At 69.8% G+C, this 18,042-nt stretch carries 15 protein-coding genes; 9 read left to right on the forward strand and 6 right to left on the reverse strand.

Annotation, left to right across the window (positions count from 1 at the left end):
* Nucleotides 1–8: 8 nt before the first annotated feature.
* Complete coding sequence (locus ACIBKY_RS02625; protein WP_397093835.1) at nucleotides 9–1,400, reverse strand: SDR family NAD(P)-dependent oxidoreductase; 1,392 nt, start codon at nucleotides 1,398–1,400, stop codon at nucleotides 9–11.
* 95 nt (nucleotides 1,401–1,495) lie between these two features.
* Here ACIBKY_RS02625 and ACIBKY_RS02630 point away from each other — a divergent pair, with 95 nt between their 5' ends.
* From ACIBKY_RS02630 to ACIBKY_RS02655, 6 genes are all read left to right on the forward strand, one after another.
* Complete coding sequence (locus ACIBKY_RS02630; protein WP_397093836.1) at nucleotides 1,496–2,953, forward strand: CDP-alcohol phosphatidyltransferase family protein; 1,458 nt, start codon at nucleotides 1,496–1,498, stop codon at nucleotides 2,951–2,953.
* Between the two features lie 11 nt (nucleotides 2,954–2,964).
* The gene (locus tag ACIBKY_RS02635) at nucleotides 2,965–3,573 is read left to right on the forward strand and encodes a DUF5941 domain-containing protein (RefSeq protein ID WP_379609910.1); all 609 of its coding nucleotides are present in this window, start codon (nucleotides 2,965–2,967) and stop codon (nucleotides 3,571–3,573) included.
* 97 nt (nucleotides 3,574–3,670) lie between these two features.
* Nucleotides 3,671–4,402: a sugar phosphate nucleotidyltransferase gene (locus ACIBKY_RS02640; protein WP_397093838.1), complete on the forward strand. Its 732-nt coding sequence runs from the start codon at nucleotides 3,671–3,673 to the stop codon at nucleotides 4,400–4,402.
* Nucleotides 4,403–4,413: 11 nt separating this feature from the next.
* Nucleotides 4,414–5,472 (forward strand): iron-containing alcohol dehydrogenase family protein, encoded by a 1,059-nt coding sequence (locus ACIBKY_RS02645; RefSeq protein WP_397093840.1) that lies wholly within the window; start codon nucleotides 4,414–4,416, stop codon nucleotides 5,470–5,472.
* The gene (locus tag ACIBKY_RS02650) at nucleotides 5,450–6,217 is read left to right on the forward strand and encodes a CDP-alcohol phosphatidyltransferase family protein (RefSeq protein WP_379609907.1); all 768 of its coding nucleotides are present in this window, start codon (nucleotides 5,450–5,452) and stop codon (nucleotides 6,215–6,217) included. Before ACIBKY_RS02645 ends, ACIBKY_RS02650 begins: the two co-directional genes overlap by 23 nt.
* A gap of 187 nt (nucleotides 6,218–6,404) precedes the next feature.
* Nucleotides 6,405–7,286, forward strand: coding sequence for a glycosyltransferase family 2 protein (locus ACIBKY_RS02655; RefSeq protein WP_397093842.1), 882 nt, complete (start codon nucleotides 6,405–6,407; stop codon nucleotides 7,284–7,286).
* Here the strand turns inward: ACIBKY_RS02655 and ACIBKY_RS02660 are convergent.
* Nucleotides 7,283–7,990, reverse strand: a complete 708-nt coding sequence (locus ACIBKY_RS02660) for an acetoacetate decarboxylase family protein (protein ID WP_397093843.1) — start codon at nucleotides 7,988–7,990, stop codon at nucleotides 7,283–7,285. The two genes, ACIBKY_RS02655 and ACIBKY_RS02660, sit on opposite strands and share 4 nt — an antisense overlap.
* A 95-nt stretch (nucleotides 7,991–8,085) precedes the next feature.
* Here ACIBKY_RS02660 and ACIBKY_RS02665 point away from each other — a divergent pair, with 95 nt between their 5' ends.
* Complete coding sequence (locus ACIBKY_RS02665) at nucleotides 8,086–8,535, forward strand: RNA polymerase sigma factor (RefSeq protein ID WP_397095432.1); 450 nt, start codon at nucleotides 8,086–8,088, stop codon at nucleotides 8,533–8,535.
* Nucleotides 8,535–9,452: a hypothetical protein gene (locus tag ACIBKY_RS02670; RefSeq protein ID WP_397093844.1), complete on the forward strand. Its 918-nt coding sequence runs from the start codon at nucleotides 8,535–8,537 to the stop codon at nucleotides 9,450–9,452. Before ACIBKY_RS02665 ends, ACIBKY_RS02670 begins: the two co-directional genes overlap by 1 nt.
* Here ACIBKY_RS02670 and ACIBKY_RS02675 read toward each other — a convergent pair.
* From ACIBKY_RS02675 to ACIBKY_RS02690, 4 genes are all read right to left on the reverse strand, one after another.
* Nucleotides 9,449–10,357, reverse strand: coding sequence for a glycosyltransferase (locus ACIBKY_RS02675; protein ID WP_397093845.1), 909 nt, complete (start codon nucleotides 10,355–10,357; stop codon nucleotides 9,449–9,451). The two genes, ACIBKY_RS02670 and ACIBKY_RS02675, sit on opposite strands and share 4 nt — an antisense overlap.
* 108 nt (nucleotides 10,358–10,465) lie before the next feature.
* Nucleotides 10,466–11,608, reverse strand: coding sequence for an acyltransferase family protein (locus ACIBKY_RS02680; protein ID WP_397093846.1), 1,143 nt, complete (start codon nucleotides 11,606–11,608; stop codon nucleotides 10,466–10,468).
* Between the two features lie 171 nt (nucleotides 11,609–11,779).
* Nucleotides 11,780–13,396: an LCP family protein gene (locus ACIBKY_RS02685; protein ID WP_397093848.1), complete on the reverse strand. Its 1,617-nt coding sequence runs from the start codon at nucleotides 13,394–13,396 to the stop codon at nucleotides 11,780–11,782.
* Nucleotides 13,397–13,611: 215 nt separating this feature from the next.
* Nucleotides 13,612–15,339 (reverse strand): hypothetical protein, encoded by a 1,728-nt coding sequence (locus ACIBKY_RS02690; RefSeq protein ID WP_397093849.1) that lies wholly within the window; start codon nucleotides 15,337–15,339, stop codon nucleotides 13,612–13,614.
* 109 nt (nucleotides 15,340–15,448) lie between these two features.
* On the opposite strand from ACIBKY_RS02690, the gene ACIBKY_RS02695 reads away from it, so the two are divergent.
* The gene (locus tag ACIBKY_RS02695; RefSeq protein ID WP_397093850.1) at nucleotides 15,449–18,040 is read left to right on the forward strand and encodes a hypothetical protein; all 2,592 of its coding nucleotides are present in this window, start codon (nucleotides 15,449–15,451) and stop codon (nucleotides 18,038–18,040) included.
* Nucleotides 18,041–18,042: the final 2 nt, after the last annotated feature.

The raw sequence follows: 18,042 nt of genomic DNA on the forward strand, positions 1-18,042 counted from the left end.
TAACAGCTTTAGGCCCCGTCGAGCCGGACGTCGATCACCTGCCCCGTCAGGTCGGAAATCAGCACGTCGAGTGAGGTCTGGGCGACGGCACGCGGAGACAGCAGGGTGTGCGCGGGTTCCTCCCCGAAGGCGCGCTCGCGCATGGGCGTGCTGGTGCGCTCCGGGTTGACGCAGTTGACCCGGATGCCGTCGCCCGCCCACTCGTCGGCCAGCGCCTGGGTCAGGTTGACCACCGCCGCCTTCGTCGAGGAGTAGAGGCTGTAGTCGGCGCGGCCCCTGGTGTAGCTGGAGGAGGTGTAGAGCAGCAGGCACCCGTTGCTTTCGCGCAGGTACGGGTAGGCGGCGCGGGCCACGTTGACCGGGCCCAGGTAGTTGACCCCGACCGTCTCGGCGATCGTCTCGTCGGTGACCTCGGCCAGCTTGCCCATGTGCAGCACGCCCGCGGTGTTGACCACGTAGTCGACCCTGCCGACCTGGGCCAGCGCCTTGGCCACCGAGGACAGGTCCTCGACCCGCACGCCGTTCTGCGTGCGCGAGAAGGAGTGCACCTCGGCGCCGTGGCCGCGGGCCAGGTCCACCACGTCGGCGCCGATGCCGTAGCTGCCGCCGAAGACGACCACGCTCCGCCCGGCCAGCGCCTCGCGGTAGTCGCGCGGCTGCGGCGCCGGCGCGCCGGCCGCGGCGAGCTGGAAGAGCTTGTCGGCGATGTACACGTCGACCGGGTGCGTCACCTTCATGTTGTGCTCGCTGCCCGGCACGATGTAGATCGGCACGTCCGGCAGATAGCGCAGCACCACGCCGCAGTCGTCGGTGGCCGGCTGCTTGTCGAAGTCGGGGTCGGCGAAGGCCCGCTCATACGCCTCGCGGATCACCGACAGCCGGAAGCACTGAGGCGTCTGCCCGCGCCGCAGCCGCGACCGGTCGGGGATGTCGCGGATGATCTCCCCGCGCGGTCCCGGCACCGCCACGACGACCGTGTCGGAGCTCGGGATGGCCACGTCCACGGCCGAATACGTCTCCAGGGCCCGAACACACTCGGTGAGGATCCGGGGCTCCAGGAGCGGTCTCACAGCATCGTGCAGGAGCACGTTGCACTCCTGCGGGCCGAGCGCCTTCAGCGCCCGCCACGTCGTCTCCGTACGGCTGGCGCCACCCTCAATGATCTTGCTGACCTTGCCGTAGCGACCCCGTGCCACGATCTCCTCGACCTGGTCGGTGAAGCCGGGAGTCATCAGCACCACGATCTCGTCGATCTCCGGCGCGGAGTCGAACAGGGCCAGCGTGTGCTCCAGGATCGTCCGCCCGGCGATCTTGATCAGCTGTTTGGGCGTGTTGAGCCCGACACGCTGACCGACCCCGCCGGCCAGAACCACCCCTACAGAGCGCAACCGAGAGTCCATGCGGCGAGCGTAACGGTCTTGTTCCGTGATATCGCGTCGCCAGGTCGCTACGCTGTGTCCACGCACTCCCTCGCGACTGGGAGGAGACCTGCGCTTTGCCCGATTCACTCACGCGAGAGATCACCGCCACATCCGTGGTCGTACTCGCCACGACACCGGCCGCCACGCTCTCCTGCGCCGACGGAACCCTGCTCGACCGGATCAGCGACCAGCTCGTCACGTTGCCCGTTCGGGACGTGCAGGTGCTGTCGTCCGGCAACGGGCTGAGCTCCGACCTGCGCGGCGTGGCCAAGCTGGCGCGCGTCTCCGCCGGCCCCGTCGCGTTGCTGCCCGCCGACCTGGTCGCCCACACCGAGGCGCTCGCCCTGGTGCTCGAACATCCGGCGCGTGACTCGGCGGCGCTGGTCAGCCACGACCCGTCCGCCGCGCCCATGCGCCCGCCCGTGCGCGTCGAGGGCGGCAAGGTCGTGGCGGCGGGCAGTTCCTTCCACCTCGTCCCCGAGGCCAACGCCACCTTCCGCGGCGTCCTTCAGGCGGGCGAGGCCGACCTCGGCTGCCTGGCCGAGGTCGCGGAAGAGCTCGCGGAACTGGCCGAGACCGGCCGGCTCGGCCCGGTCAGCCCCGTCGAGGCGATCGACCTGCTGCTGGTCGGGCTGGTCCGCTACGGCGTGCGGATGCGCGCGGCGGCGATCGGGCCGCTGCACAGCGACCGGGTCACCGCGCAGTCCTCCGCCGACAGCGCCATCGAACGGCTGTCGGAGGTGGACGAGTCGCGGGTGCGGCTCAACTTCGCGGTCAAGGACGACGACGGCTTCTTCGCCACCCACTTCGTCTCCGTCTGGTCGCGCCACCTCATCAGGCCGGCCGCCCGGCTCCGGCTCACGCCCAACGCCATCACGGGGATCTCGATCGGGCTCGCCGTACTGGCCGCCGTGTGGTTCTCGGCGGGCACACGTGAGGCGCAGATCGCCGGAGCGGTCCTGCTCTACCTCTCGTTCGTGCTCGACTGCCTCGACGGGCAGGTGGCCCGTTACACGCGTACCTTCTCGCCGCTCGGCTCGTGGGTCGACGCGATGGCCGACCGGCTGAAGGAGTATGTCGTCTATGTCGGGCTGGCCATCGGGTACGCGGCCGGGCTGCCCTGGACCGGAGGCGGCCCCGGCGGCATCTGGTACCTGGCGGCGGCCGCGATGGTCCTCCAGGTGGTCAGGCACACCATCGACTTCGCCTTCGGCGGCGCGGTCTCCGACGCCGCGCGGATCGGCTCGTCCTTCGCCCGCCCGGCGCGCTCGCTGCTGGAGTCGGCCGACGGCGGGCGCTACGCCGTGCCGAAGCAGGGGATGCTCGGCCTGGCCCAGCGCATGGAGAAGGAGAGCGTCCTGCGCTGGCTGAAGAAGATCATCGTCTTGCCGATCGGGGAGCGGATGGCGCTGATCGCGATCACCGCCGCGGTGTTCAACGCCCGCGTCACCTTCCTCTGCCTGCTCCTGTGGGGCGGCGTGGCCGCCCTCTACTCGCTCGCCGGGCGGATCGCGAGGTCGATGGCGAAGTGATCACCATTCACATGACCCGGGTCCCCGCCAGCACCGTCGTCGCCTACCGCGACGACGGGCCGCTCTCGCGCGGCATGGGCGCGCTCGTCGCGGGGCAGCTGCCGCCCCTGCCGCCGCTCATCGCGGGCGCCTTCGTCACCGGCATCCTGCTGGTGGTCGGCGTCGGCGGCGCCAACGGCCTCGCGGTGTTCGCGCCGGCGGTTACGCTGCTGCTGGCCGGCCCCGGCAGCAGCGCGCCGCACGACGGCCGGCTCGACTGGCTGTGCCCGCCGATCCTGCGCGTCATCGAGTACGCCTTCGTGGCCAGTTGCGGGTTCGGCCACGGGGTCCACCCCGTGCTGATCTTCATGCTGCTGGGCGCGATGGCCTTCCACCACTACGACCTGGTCTACCGGATCAGGCAGCGGGTCTATCCGCCGCCGTGGCTGACGACCTTCGGCCTTGGCTGGGATGGGCGGATGATCGCCGTCTCGCTGGCCGTACTCGTGTCGCTGCCGACGGCGGGGTTCGCGCTGCTGGCCGTCTATCTCTGGTTGCTGTTCGGCTGGGAAAGCGTTACCTGCTGGCTCGCCGCTCCCCGGTCCGGGGTGGAGGCGACGGATATGGGAACACAGGACTGACGCCGCGACCGGCGAGCTGGCGCGGATTACCCTCGCAGAGTGAAAAGGCAACTAACCTTTGGGGCCTGGAGAGTAACGCTCGACTGAGGAGTGCACGTTGCTGGGAATGGTGCTGGCCGCTGGAGCCGGACGACGCCTGCGGCCGTACACCGACACGTTGCCTAAAGCGCTCGTGCCGGTCGACGGTGAGACCACGATCATGGACATCTCGCTGCGCAACCTCGCCGCGGTGGGGCTGCGCGACGTCGTGGTGATCATCGGGTACGCGGCCGGGACGGTCGAGGAGCGCAAGGCCGCGCTGGAGGAACGCCACGGCGTCAACCTCACGCTCGTGTACAACGACAAGGCCGAGGAGTGGAACAACGCCTACTCCCTGTGGTGCGCGCGCGACTACTTCGCGCAGGGCGCGCTGCTGGTCAACGGCGACACCGTCCACCCCGTCTCGGTCGAGAAGACGCTGCTGTCCGCGCCGGAGACCAGCGACATCCTGCTGGCCGTCGATGACGTGAAGAAGCTGGCCGACGAGGAGATGAAGGTCATCCTGGAGGGCGGCTCGCTCACGCGCATCACCAAGCTGATGGACCCCGCCGAGGCCTACGGCGAGTACATCGGCGCCACGCTGATCCGCCCCGCCGCCGCCGACCGCCTGGCCGACGCGCTCAAGACCACCTTCGAGCGCGACCCGCAGCTCTACTACGAGGACGGCTACCAGGAGATGGTCAACCGCGGCGAGCGTATCCACGTCGCGCCCATCGGCGAGGTCGACTGGGTCGAAGTGGACAACCACGACGACCTGGCCAAGGCTCGCACCATAGCCGTCAATTACTGAGGGAGGCGCAGATGCCGCTTCTCGCGAGGATGCTGCCCGCGCCGCTCACCATGGAGGTACGGCGCGGCGCGGTCGCCCAGCTGGGCGCGCTGCTCAACGACAGCCGGGTGGCCACCTCCGGCAGGGTCGCGGTCGCCGTCGGCCCCGGCCAGGGTGACCATATCGAGGGCCTGATCGCCCCCACGCTGGATCAGGCCGAGGTCTTCCGTGTGGCCGACGGCTCCGTCGACGCGGCCGTCTCGCTCGGCGCCGACCTGCGCAAGGGCGCCTATGAGGTGGTCGTCGGCGTCGGCGGCGGACGGACCATCGACGCCACGAAGTACGCCGCGTCGCTGGCCGGCATCCCCATGGTCGCGGTGGCCACGAACCTCTCGCACGACGGCATCTGCTCGCCCACCGCCTCGCTGGTCTACGAGGGCGGCAAGGGGTCGTTCGGCGTGCCGATGCCGCTGGCGATCCTGGTCGACCTGGACTTCGTCCACACCGCGCCCGAGTCGCTGGTGCGCTCCGGAGTGGGCGACGTGATCAGCAACCTGTCGGCGATCGACGACTGGCAGCTGGCCAACGTCGAGCGCGGTGAGCCGATCGATGGGCTGGCGTGCTCGATGGCGCGTACCGCGGCGGAGGCTCTGATCGGGCGTAAGGACTCCATCGAGACCGACGCCTTCCTGACGGTTCTGGCCGAATCCTTGATCTTGTCGGGCATGTCGATGGTAATCGCAGGGTCATCCCGTCCTTCGAGTGGCGGGGATCATGAGATCCTTCATGCCGTGGATCAGCTTTTCCCCGGCACTTCCAATCACGGCGAGCTCGCCGGGATCGGCACCGCGTTCTGTTACTTCCTGCGGGATTACGCCGGCCGGCTCCAGCAGGTCGTCGACTGCCTGCGGCAGCACCGGCTGCCCGTCACGCCCGGTGACATCGGGCTGAGCGCGGAGCAGTTCACCGAGGCCGTCATGCTGGCGCCCTCCACCCGCCCGGGTCGCTACACGATCCTGGAGCACATGCGGCTGTCGGAATCCGAGGTGCGTGGACGGGTGGCGGACTATGTCCGGGCCTTCGGTAGCTGAGCTGCGCGCGGTGGCCCAGCCGGAGGGCCACCTCGACCGCAAGAACGGCGAGCACTGGGCGGGCGTGCTCTACATGCGCGCGATCTCGATCCGGGTCACCTGGCTGCTGGCCAAGACCCGGGTCACGCCGAACCAGCTCACCTGGGTGATGACGATCGCCGGCGTCCTGGCGGGCTTCGCGATGGCCCTGCCCGGGATCTGGGGCGCCTTCCTGGCCGCCCTGCTCGTGCAGGTGTACCTGCTGCTCGACTGTTCCGACGGCGAGCTGGCCCGCTGGACCGGCAAAACGTCGCTGACCGGCGTCTACCTCGATCGGGTCGGCGCCTACTTCACCGAGGCCGCCGTGCTGGCCGGGCTGGGCTGGCGGGCTTCCGAGGTGCTGCCCGACTGGTACACCGTGATGGGTTTCGCCGCCGCCCTCGGCGCGATCCTCATCAAGGCCGAGACCGACCTGGTCGACGTGGCCCGCGCCAAGGGCGGGCTGGATTCGGCCAGCGAGGCGTCGGTGGGGCAGTTCCGCTCGGGGCTGCTGGGGCTGGGCCGGCGCATCCTGTCGGCCACGAAGTTTCACCGAATCGTGCAGCCGATCGAGCTGTCCCTGCTCGCGCTGGGCACGGCTGTGATCGACCAACTGGCGGGAAACCTCACGGCGACCCGTGTACTCACCGTAGCCTGCCTGATAGCCGCGGGACTCCAGATGGTGTTGCACCTGGTGAGCATCTTGGCATCGAGGCGGCTTGCGTGAGCTCCCGTCGGAACCGCTCAGGCTCGGCGTCCGTCGTATTGATCGGACGTCCGCCGTTCGGTGGGGGTTCACCCACGGTTCCGATACGCTTAGCTCCACCAATATCAGGAAATATGCATACCAGCAGACTCGGTGATCATGAAAGAATGCTCCGCTCGTGCTCTCAACGCGTCAAGGTGATGACCCGTTGAAGATCTCGTGCGTCATCCTCACCATGGGCAACCGGGTCGCGGAGCTGAACCGGGCGGTCGATTCCGCGCTCAACCAGGTCGACGGCGACGTCGAGGTGGTGATCGTGGGCAACGGGGCCGACGTGCCCGAGGTGACGGCGACGCCACCCGAGGGCTCGGCCGCGATCGTGAAGACGGTCCGCCTGGAGCACAACACCGGCATCCCGGCCGGACGTAACCGGGGCGTCGAGGAGTGCTCGGGCGACGTCGTGCTGTTCCTCGACGACGACGGCTGGTACGCCAACCAGAAGGTCGTCGCCCACGTACGCGACCGCTTCGCCACCGAGCCCGATCTGGCCGTCATCTCCTTCCGCGTGATGGACCCCGAAGGCGGCGTCGGCCAGCGGCGCCACGTGCCGCGCCTGCGCGCGGGGGACCCGCAGCGCTCCTCGCCGGTCACCACGTTCCTGGGGGGCGCCTCGGCCATCCGCCGTTCCGCCTTCCTCCAGGTGGGCGGGCTGCCCGAGCGCTTCTTCTACGCGCACGAGGAGACCGACCTGGCCTGGCGGCTGCTCGGCGAGGGCTACCGGATCGAGTACGACGCCGAGACCGTCATGTACCACCCGCAGGTGCCGCCGACCCGCCACGCCGACTTCTACCGGCTCAACGCGCGTAACCGCGTGTGGCTGGCCCGGCGCAACCTGCCCTGGCCGCTGGCCGCCCTCTACCTGGTCAACTGGGTCGTCCTCACGCTGGTGCGCGAACGCTCGGGCACGGCCCTGAAGGCGTGGTTCACCGGCTTCCTGGAGGGCCTGCGCACCCCCGCGGGCGAACGCCGCCCGATGGCGTGGAAGACCGCCTGGCGCATGGTGAAGCTGGGCCGCCCGCCCATCGTCTAGAGGTCCACCGCGGCTCCGAAGGACATGCTCGCCCGATCCACCGTCGTGCTCAGCAGCGCCCGTTTCGGCAGGCCCAGCTCGCTCAGCTCCTTGGCGATCGGGTGGTTGCCCAGTCTGACCAGGGCGCCCCCCGGCCGCAGCCGCACGCCCCTCGCCGACATCTCGGCGGGGATCTTCCTCGTGACGCCGTCGCGGTGGGTGTAGGCGGTCAGGGGTACGGCCGGCCTGGGCACCGGGAAGCCCGGCTTCAGCAGCAGGTCGATGACCAGGCGGCCGTCCTTGCGGACGATGCAGCGCTTGTAGGGGGAGGACAACCTCAGGTCGATCTCGGCCAGTTCCTTGGGGAATCCCCACATCGAACGGCCGGCCTCCATCGTGAACGACTGGTCCACGGGGAGCCAGTGGATGAACGCCGCGGCGTTCCGCAGATCGGACAGGCCCACCACGCCCGCCGAACCCGGTTGACGGACCAGGAACGCCACCCCGAACTCGTGGTAGGTGTCCAGGTCGCCGTCACGATAGTCGACGAAGATCAGCGTGCAGATGGCCTTGCCGGGGAAGACCTCGGCCACGTCCAGTCCCGAGTAGGCGATCACCGCCCGGGCGGCGTCGGCGCGTACCGGGTACATCGTGCTGCAGACCGTCGCGTCTCTCACCCGGACGGGCAGACTCACCGTTCGGCCCTGGATCAGATGCGATGCCATGCCTCCAGTACATCAATCGCGAAGCGATGTGACCATTCCTGTCCGGATCCCGTCTGGTCTGATGTGACTGTCCAAGGAATGCGGAGGCCATCATCATCGAGGAGCTCTATCGCGAGCACTGGCCGCTCGTGTGCGGGTTCCTGCTGCGCCGGACCCGCGACCCCCACCTTGCCGAGGACCTCGCGCAGGAGACCTTCGTCAAGGCCACCCGGGCGATGCTCGGCTGGCGCGGCGAGAACCCGGCGGCCTGGCTGCTGGCCATCGCCCGCAACGTCCTGCTCGACCACGTGCGCCGCAGACGTGTCGAGCTGGCCTTACCCGATCCGGACGAGCTCGGCGTCCCCGCCATCGGGGCCGACGCCCTGGAGGTACGCGACGCCCTCGACCGCCTTCCGCTCCAGCATCGGAGGCTGCTGGAGCTGGTCTACCTGGAGGGCTTCTCCATGGTCGAGGTGGCGGCGATGACCGGCAAGAAGCACAACACGATCAAGACAGCGGTGTGGCGGGCCCGCGCGGCCTTCGCCGAGATCTATGGAGCCCCCTGATGAGCGAGCTGGACCTGCCCGACTTCGACCCCAAGGCCACCAGGAAGGCGGTGCGGCGCGGGCTGGTCAAGACGGCCTCGCTCGTGCTGGCCGGGCTGCTCGCGCTGACGCTGGTGCTGGTGGTGGCGCCGATCCTGGTGCAGAAGAGCGGCGGGCGCGTGGACCGGATCCACGACGTGTACGGGACGGCGTTCAAGATGTACAACCCGTCCTATCGGATCGAGCTCGGCGAGTGCTGCGACACCACCCCCTGGTCGGCGAGCCTGCCGCTCACGGCCAGCCAGCTCAGGGCCTACGGCGGGTTCTACGGGAAGGCGGAGGTGCCCTACAAGATCACGACGAACCTCTTCGGCGGGCTGGAGCACCTGCCTCTGGGCAACGAAGCCAACACCGCGGTGGCCACCGCGCTGAGCAGGGTCGGGCACAAGTCCCCCATCGACAAGGACGAAGCCCGCAGGATCCTCGCCGAGCTGCCGAAGGGCATGCGCGTCCTGGCGCTGGTGGAGTTCAACCGGCCCGCGACGGCCGAGCAGCTGGTCGCCTTCGGCAAGGCCTACGACGGCTGCCCCGAGAAGATCGTTTACGAGGCCAGGCCCGGATCCGTGCCGATCACGTTCGGATCGGGCCTGTGGGATCGCACGCCGGTCAGGCCGGAGTCGGGCTGGTGCCACGAGAACCCGTCCGGGATCCTGGCCGAGTTCCGCTCCTGGGACAAGATCCTCCAGGACTCCGACGCGGCTGACCTGCGCGCCTTCGACCTCACCCTCGAACGCGTCCGCAAGGCCGCCAAGGACGGGCTCGCCTACGCCTACCTCGACCAGGGCGTGCCGGTCGACCGCCTGCGCAAGCTGCTGGAGGACCCGCGGGTGCGCGCGGTGGGCCTCATCGACGCGACCTTCGACATCGCCCGCTTCTAGACCGCCAGGGAGTGCGCCACCCCTGCCAGCGACTCCATGCGGGCCACGAAGGCCGGGGCGTGGTCGGGCCAGTGGTGGTGCAGGCGGGCGTAGGTGTGGCCGCGGGCGCCCATGTTGGCCCTGCGGTCGGGGTCTTCCTTGAGATCGAGTACGGCATGCCGTACCGAGTCCACGTCAAAAGGGACGACGAGCCCGCAGCGAGCGGTCTGCACCAGCGTGCCCGACTGAGGAGTGGTGATGACGGGCACGCCGCGCCCCATGTAGTCGAGCACCTTGGTCGGTACGCCCGTGACGTCGGCGGGCGCCAGGGAGATGCCGGCCAAGGCGCCCTCGACCATGCGCAGCGCGTGGCGGTTGGGCACATGGCCGTACCAGTCGAGCAGGCCGACCCGCTGGGCGTCGCGCAGCAACACCCGCGCCTCGCGGTCGGCCTGGCCGATGAGATCGAGGCGGATGCCGTGCGGCACCAGCCGTTCGGCGAGCGAGATGAGCTCGGCGGCGCCGCGCTCGGCCGTCAGGCGACCGAGGTGGACCACCCTGGTGTCGCCGGGAGGGGGAGGGGCGGGCGACACCAGAGTGGCCTCTGGCACCACGGATGGCGAGATCACGTGGTGGCGGCGCTCCGCGCGTGCGGCTCGCCGGGAGTCGGCCGGTTCGCGTACGTCCCAGACCACCGGCGGATGCCGGTAGGGCAGGGCGCGCAGCAGGTCGGCGTCATGCACGAGCAGCAGGTCCGCGCCTCTGACACCGCGGCGCAGGGCGGCCCGCGCCCTGCCGTGCCCGGCGCCGCGCGGTACGTCGATCGCGGTGATCGGCAGCGGTGGTGTCACGTTGAAGTAGGTGAACGGCGCCACGTACGTGATGTCGTGGTCCGCATCGAGGAGTGCGCGGATCTGCCGATGCATGATCCGGGCATCCTCGGGATGATGGTCAATCGTCGCGACACATACCCGCATGTCTTTGATGCTGAGGTTTGCCTGGGTCGGTCAGGTGAAGGGCGGTGGAACTGATGATTAACTTCCGGAGGGACGGCGGTATAGCCAGGTCAAGCGTGGCTCAAGGACCCACTTGAAGATCGTGCGCGTCTCGGGCAGGCACAGGACGATCGCCAGGGCGAACGCGCTGGAGGCGATCGCGAGCACGCCCAGCGGGCCCTGCAGCCAGGGCAGGTCGAGCCAGCCCTGGTCCTTGGCGATCAGTACGGGGATGCCGTGGAGCAGGTAGGCGTAAAGCGTGCGGGTGCCGAGGTCGGAGTACCAGGTCTCGCCACGCGGGACCAGCGACAGTACGGCGAAGCACATCGCCAGCGAGCAGGCCAGCAGTCCGGTGCGCACGCCCAGGCCCATCCACCACGACAGGTCCATGTCCTGGTAGCTGTGCTTGAAGTAGAACGGCTTGAGCGTGGGGTCGAAGCGGGCCACCAGGATCGAGCTGGCCGCGGCGCCGACCAGCGTGACCGCTGAGACGATCTTGATCCACCTGCGGTTGAGCAGCTCGAAGTGCTCGGGCCGCATGACCAGGCCGATCACGAAGAAGGGCAGCAGGCCGAAGAAGCGGTCCATGCTGAAGTCGCCGCTGATCTGCGAGAACCCCGCGAACAGGTAGATGGCGATGGCGACCGGGATGGGGAACTTCATCCGCTTCCACACCGGCGTCGACAGCCGCCAGAACAGCAGCGCCAGCAGGTACCAGTTGAGCCACGCCGGGTCGATGATCGTCAGGCTCCACTTCTGCCCGACGGCGGTGCGGAGCACGGCGTAGCCGACCTCGACGATCACGTACGGGATGACGAACGTGTCGACGAGCTTGTTGGTCTTGGCGTTGGAATTCCAGAAGTTACGCGACAGGTAGCCGCTGATCAGCACGAACAGCGGCATGTGGAACATGTAGATGAAGATGTACAGCGACCGCGAGGAGTCGGTGTTGAGCGTCGGGACCAGCGAGTGGCCGACGACGACCAGCGCGATGAGCACGAACTTGACGTTGTCGAGATACGGGTCGCGCTTCTTGGCCGGTGGCGGTGCCGGCTCCTGCTCGTCCTTCTCCTGCCCCCAGAAACCCGCGTCCTGCCCCGGCAGTGGCCACCGGTTCTTGGCGTCCGTACTGTCCTGCTGCTCGATGGTGGTGGCAGGGACGGAGGACCGGGTGTCAGTCACGTGGCAGACGCTCAGTTCGTTCGGGGTCGGGGGAACGCGACCGCCTGTCTCGACTGACGCCTGGACGACGTCGTACGAGCGCAGTCGCCGACCTCACAACTTTAGCGCCGCGGGACACTCCTGTCTCTGAAGGAGCGCCAAGAAACCCCGTATCCACAGGGAACTTGGAGGTTAGGTGCACACGTTGGACTGGTTTGCACTCACAGTGTTCTGCTTGACGTCTTCGGATACCTTTGTCACCTTTACGCCCTTCCAGTCGTCGCCGACGATCAGCTGGATCACCGGCGGCTTCGCGCCGTCGACGGGCTTCGCGGGCGGGACGGTGGAGGTGTAGGGCTCGGTGGTCAGCGGCTTCACGCCGCCCTTGGCCGGGGTGACGGCCGGTGAGGTCGCCTTGCCCACGACGCCGGCGTAGTCCTCGCCGTTGGTGGCCTTCTTGCCGTAGCGCAATTCGGTCTTGGCCACGCTGCCGGTCGCCGGCTTGTAGTTGCCCAGGCTGACGACCCGGAAGCCCTCCTTGGTGAGCTGGTCGGCGACCTCCCTGGCCTTGCCCTGGGTGGCGGTGCCGTTGAGCACCTGGACCTCGACCTGCTCGGGCTTGACCGTGATCTTCGGCTTGCCCGAGCCGGTGGGCGTGGGCTCGGGCACCACGATGTCGACGTCGGTCTTGATCATGTTGAAGAGCTCGTTGGCGGCGGGCTGCTTCCAGACCACGCGGTTGGGGTCGGTGGGGTCGGCGCCCCACGGCACCGTGATGAACTTGACGTCGCCCGCGGTCATCTTCGCCGCGCTCTGCGCGATCTGGATGAGCTTCTCCGGGTCGTCGGCCAGGCCCGGGTCCATGGTGACCGACTGACCGGCCGCCTTCACGAAGCCGGACAGCTTGGGCACGTTCGTCAGCAGCTCGCCGCTGGTGGCCTTGGCGACGACCTTGCCGAGGAAGAGCTGCTGGCGGCGGATGCGCTGGATGTCGCTGCCGTCGCCGTAGTTGCGCAGGCGGACGAAGCCGAGGGCCTTCTCGCCGTCGAGCACGCTCCTGCCCTTCGGCAGCACGAGCTTGGACTTCTTGTCGTTGACGCCGCTCTTGAGGCAGATCTCGATGCCGCCGAGGGCGTCGACGATGTTCTTGAACCCGCTGAAGTCGACCTCGGCGAAGTGCTGGATGGGGATGCCCGTCAGCGTCTCCAGGGTGGAGATGGTGCAGGCGATGCCGCCGGAGTTGTAGGCCGAGTTGATCATGTCGCGGTGGGGCGGCATGACCGCGCCGGTGGTCTCGTTCTTGCACCGCGGGATGTCGACCATCGAGTCGCGCGGGAAGCTGATGAGCTTGGCGCCGTCGCGGTTGGGCGAGATGTGCATCAGGATGATCGTGTCGGTGCGCTTGCCCGCGCCTCTGCGGGCGTCGAGCTGGCCGTAACGGGCGTTGCCCTGGCCGTCGCGGGTGTCGGAGCCGACCAGGAGGATGTTCAGCGCGCCGGTGGAGTTGGCCGGGCGCGGGTTGAGGATCTGCTCGTTGACGTTCTTCTTGTTGATGGAGCCGAGCGCGTCGCGGTAGAGCGTGTAGCCGGTCAGCGAGCCGGCGACGACCACGCCGGTGAGCCCGATGCTGACCCAGGCCAGGACGCGCATCTTGCCGGGCCCGCCGCCGCTCTTGGCGCGGCGGCCGCGCGGCGGCTGGTCGTCGGGGGGCGGAGGCGGTGACGCCGCGCGACGCGGGCCGCGCATGCCGCCCGGGTCGGTCTGAGCGTTCCGTCTGTCCTGGACGGACACGCTCCGGTGGTCACTCATACGCCCCCCTCAGCTCCAACACGGCCCTCCTCTATTCGAAGAATTCGCCAGGCCGTATCCAGCTGGCTCGGTCGCACACTTGCGCCACGAGACTAGGTCACGTACGGCGTGCCAGGAGCCATGAATGACCGAATCGGTCGTGACCCCAGCGTGATGTTACAGGGCCAAAGCATACTCAGACCTGGACATTTCGTGGAATATCAGCGTGAAAGTCTTTACTGTTTCGGCAGGTCGGAGCGGCTGCGAAGGGCCAGGGCGAGACATGCCAGCGGTACGGCCGGCAGCACGTACCGGTAGTCGAATTCGGCCACCGCCGCCGGGACCACGAGAAGCGCCACCGCCGTTGACCAGGGCACGAGCCACTCCAATTCCGGTCGGCGGCGGATTACGGACAGGGCGGGCGGCACGAGCAGAACCAGCAGCAGGGCGGTCCCCGGCAACCGCGCCACATCCTGGTAGGCCCGCAACCACCCCGCGTACGGCTCCACCACCCGCGTCGCGATCGGCCCGCCCTCGTAGCGCTCGGCCAGCTCGGCGCCGAGCTGCGCCGCGTGCCTGCCGGGAGGGTCCGGCTCCCGCGACGGGAACTCGTAGTAGTCGTAGATCTCCTGGTCGGGGTAGACCGGGCGGCCCCAGGTGAACGTACGGGCCAGCTCGGAGGCGATCGAGGCGGCGTAGTCGAGCGGCTGCGAGCGGATGGCCAGCAGGGCGAACCGCCCCGCCAGGGCGTCGTTGGCACGCGAGAACGTGATGCCGGGCAGCCTGACCAGCGGGGTGTCCTGCGACCAGACGTACTCCTGCGAGGGCGGGCGGCGGTCCGGCGGCCGGGGATCGCAGAGCACGCGCAGGTCGGGTGGCGGATCCATCTTCTGGCAGTCGGCGAACGACTGCGCCCTGGCGTAGAGGAAGACCCCGTTGGCGCCCACCAGGCCGGCACGGTCGTAGGTGGCGTAGAACCAGCCCATGTACGCCATGACCGGGACCAGCGCGGCGGCCAGCAGGACGCCGGTCAGGGCGAGCCGCCTGCGGATCAGGAACCAGCAGGCCAGCAGCACGACCAGAGGCTGGCCGATCGTCCTGGTCAGGGTGGCGGCGGCCAGGAGGAGGCCGATGGCGGTGGCCGTGCGCCAGGTCATCCGGTCCCGGATCGCCAGCACGACGGCGGCGGTGACCAGGAACATGAACAGGGTGTCGGAGACCAGCAGATGTTCCAGCTCGATCTGGTACGCGTCCAGGAGGACCGGGACCGTCGCCAACGTCCTGATCCAGGGGCGGGCCCTCCTGGCGGCCAGGTAGATCATGACCGCGACCGCCAGGCCCATGAGGTGCTGAACCGCCGCGACGGCGGCGAAGCTGTGGAACGGTTCCAGGAGCTTGAGGAAGATGGAGTACCCGGCCGGGCGTACCAGGTCGGGGCGAGGCCGGAAGACGGTGACGATGTAGGTGTAGGAGTCGGGGAACCACAGGGCCGGACGGAAGCCGAGCATCGCCAGCAGGCGCAGGATGGCTCCGGCGGCGAACAGGCCCACGAACCAGCGGTGCTGCCCGGCGGCCCGGACGGCGCGGGTCAGGACGGTGGCCGCGGTCTTGGCCGCGGATTCTTCGAGGCCGGATTCCTCAGGCGACTGAGCCGCCGCCTCTTCGGCTGCCTGAGCCGCCGCTTCCTCCCTCTGGGCCGCCGTTTCCTCGGCCGTCTGGGGCGCCGTTTCTTCGGCCGTCTGGGGCGCCGTTTCTTCGGCCGTCTGGGGCGCCGTTTCTTCGGGCGTCTGGGTCACTGCTTTCTCGGGCGTCCGGGTCGGTGTGCCGGGCTTCTCCGACACCGGCTGTGGAGCGCTGGGCTCGTCCTGTGCCTGGTGGGGGGCGTCGGGGCGCTGGTGCGCGGCGTCGGGTGTGTCCGGTGCCTGGTCCGTCGCGCCGGGCTGGTCCGGTGTCGCCTCCTTCAACGGCCCTCCCCTGTTCACCGCCGTCCGGCCGTACGCTACCGGCTTCCATGCGTTTCGCGATCTCAGGCGGGCGTGTTGTCGGCCCGGTTGGATACCCTCGCGATCAGCGATGGCACCCTCCTGGCTCCGGCCCGACGAGACGCGGAGGCCGTCGGCGGGCCGGGTGCTCGCGACGGCCTCGCTGCTGCCTGCCCTGGTCGTGGCGGGCTGGCTGCTGGCCGGGCTGCCGCTGCTGATGGCGGGGGCGTTCCGGCCGGTGTTCACGGTGGTGCTGGCGCTGCCGGTCATCGCGCTGCTGTGCTGGACGGGGCTGCGGCGCCTGCCCGAGACGGTGGAGGCGACCGGGCGGCAGACGGCCGGAGTGCTGGCGATCGCGGCGGGCTCCGGGATCTTCAACGCGATCTTCCACAGCGAACAGCTCATCGTCCGCCGCGACCCGGCCACCTACGCGCAGTACACCGCCTGGATCGCCGAGCACGGATCACTGCCCATCCCCTACCAGGAGCAGGCCTTCGGCGGCCCCGACCCGGCGCTCGTCTTCGACAGCGTCGGGTTCTTCGACTTCGGCGGGGCGGTGGTGCCGCAGTTCATGGCGGGCCCGCCCATGCTCTTCTCGGCGGCCGACTGGCTCGGCGGGCTGCTGCTCGGGCCTCCGGTGCTGGGGGCGCTGGCGGTGCTCACGGTCGGCGGGGTCGCGGCGCGGCTGGCTGGCGGTCGGGGGGCGCCGGTGGCGGCGCTGGCGTTCGCGGTGAGCATGCCGATCCTCTACACCTCGCGGACCACGTTCAGCGAGATCCCGTCACTGATCCTTTTGTTCGGCGGCCTCTGCCTGGCCCACGACGCCCTGACCCGCATCTGGACCCCCGTGCCCGCCCGGCCCTCCGTGCCCGCCCGGTCCGGCGGGGTCGGCGGGTCAGGCGTCGACGGGTCCGGGGTCGGCGGGCCCAGCGGGTCCGGCGGGTCCGGCGTCGCCCGGTCTGGCGGGGCTGACCCGTCTGGCGGGACCGACCCGTCGGGCGGGGCCGGCCGCTCTGGCGGGGTCGGCCGGTCGCGCGCCCTCGGGGCGAGCAGCGCAACAGGGCGCACCACGGCGACACACGTCCTCCCGCCCCGGCAGGACGACCCGGCCGTCCCCGGCAGCGGGAACGTCGCGACCGGCGGGCCCCTCGCGGGTGAAACCGCTCCGGCGCCCACGACCGGAGCGGAGGCCGCCGGAACCGTGGCCGCAAGGGCAATGGAGGGCGGGGAAGGCACCGAGGCCGCCGGAACCGGGGCCGGTGGCGGCAGTCCGGCGACCGCTGAGAGCTCGGCGGACAGCGAAGGCATGGGCAGCGCCGGCGGCGAAAGTGCGGCGGGTGGTGCTGCTGCGGGTGAGGGGCGGGTTGCGGGTGTAGGCGGGTCTGAGGGTGGGGTTCGGTGGGTTGCCGGGCTGGCGGGACTGGTGTTCGGGCTGGCCACGCTGGTGCGGATCGACGGGTTGCGGGACGTGCTGCCCGTGCTGGCCTTCGCGGGTCTGCTGGTGGCCATGAGCCGGTTCCGGCGGCCGGTCGGCGTGCTGGGGCTGCCGCTGCTGGGCGGGCTGGCGGTCGGGGTCGGGCTGGGGTTTCTGGCGGCCTACACGTTCGCGCGGCCGTACCTGGCCTATCTGTCCCGTTCGGTGGTGCCGCTGCTGCTGATCTGCGGTGTCGTCCTGGTTCTGACGCTCGTGGGTACGGCCGTCGCCCCCCGCCTGGCCCGGATCCGGCTGCCCCGGCGGCTGCCCGAGATCGGCGCGGCGCTGGTGGCCCTGGTGATGGTCGGGTTCGCGGTGCGGCCGTGGGTCCAGACGGTGCATCGGCAGCCGGTGAGCAGGGACGACGTGCGGACGGCCCGGTTCATCGAGGAGACGCAGAAGGCCAACGGCCTGCCGGTCGACGGAACGCGGCTGTATTTCGACGAGTCGCTCTATTGGGTGATCTGGTACGTGGGCGTCCCGGTCGTGGTGCTGGCCACGGTGGCGGCCGCCGTTCTGGTGCGCAGGCTGCTGCGCGACGCCGCCGCGTTCGAGTGGCTGCTGCCGCTGGCCGTCATCGGCTGGACCACCGTCACCACACTGCTGCGTCCCGAGATTACGCCGGACCAGCCGTGGGCCGCGCGCCGTCTGGTCCCGGTGGTGATACCGGGGTTGATCGTGCTGGCGGTGTGGGGGCTCGACTGGGTCCGCGACAAGACCCGCAGGCTCGGGTACGGCTCGCGTGTCCAGGCCTGGACGGCCGGCGTCGGGACGGTCCTGATCCTGGTCCCGCCGGTCATCACGTCCATCGGCACCGCGTTCACCCCGATCGAGCGGGGCGAGCGGGCGGCCGTCGAGGCGATGTGCCGGGCGATCCCGCGCGACGCCTCCGTCCTGATCATCGAGCGGGTGACCGCCGACCGCTTCACCCAGGTGGTGCGGGGCATGTGCGGCGTCCCGGCCGCCGATGTGCGCCGGGAGTGGGGCTCGGACACGGCCAGGAGGGAAGACGTCGACCGCTTGATCGCCGGGGTGGAACGGGCCGGCCGTACCCCCGTGATCCTCGCGGCGAGCGCGGACCAGGTGCGGTTCTACGGACCGTTCGAGCAGGTCATGGCCCTGGTCGTCCGCCAGGACGAACGCTCGCTGACCGAACCGCCCAACGGCACCTGGAGCCTGCGGATCAACGTCTGGATGTCCCACCCATAAAA

Origin of the sequence: Nonomuraea sp. NPDC050394, assembly GCF_044459065.1 — a bacterium.
In the GTDB taxonomy this organism is placed as follows: domain Bacteria; phylum Actinomycetota; class Actinomycetes; order Streptosporangiales; family Streptosporangiaceae; genus Nonomuraea.

Bases quoted from the DNA above. Each gene is read 5' to 3' on its own strand.
- ACIBKY_RS02670 (WP_397093844.1), top strand. From the start codon at position 8,535: ATGAGCGAGCTGGACCTGCCCGACTTCGACCCCAAGGCCACCAGGAAG.
- ACIBKY_RS02675 (WP_397093845.1), bottom strand. From the start codon at position 10,357: ATGCATCGGCAGATCCGCGCACTCCTCGATGCGGACCACGACATCACG.
- ACIBKY_RS02695 (WP_397093850.1), top strand. From the start codon at position 15,449: ATGGCACCCTCCTGGCTCCGGCCCGACGAGACGCGGAGGCCGTCGGCG.
- ACIBKY_RS02645 (WP_397093840.1), top strand. From the start codon at position 4,414: ATGCCGCTTCTCGCGAGGATGCTGCCCGCGCCGCTCACCATGGAGGTA.
- ACIBKY_RS02650 (WP_379609907.1), top strand. From the start codon at position 5,450: ATGTCCGGGCCTTCGGTAGCTGAGCTGCGCGCGGTGGCCCAGCCGGAG.
- ACIBKY_RS02635 (WP_379609910.1), top strand. From the start codon at position 2,965: ATGACCCGGGTCCCCGCCAGCACCGTCGTCGCCTACCGCGACGACGGG.
- ACIBKY_RS02625 (WP_397093835.1), bottom strand. From the start codon at position 1,400: ATGGACTCTCGGTTGCGCTCTGTAGGGGTGGTTCTGGCCGGCGGGGTC.
- ACIBKY_RS02685 (WP_397093848.1), bottom strand. From the start codon at position 13,396: ATGAGTGACCACCGGAGCGTGTCCGTCCAGGACAGACGGAACGCTCAG.
- ACIBKY_RS02660 (WP_397093843.1), bottom strand. From the start codon at position 7,990: ATGGCATCGCATCTGATCCAGGGCCGAACGGTGAGTCTGCCCGTCCGG.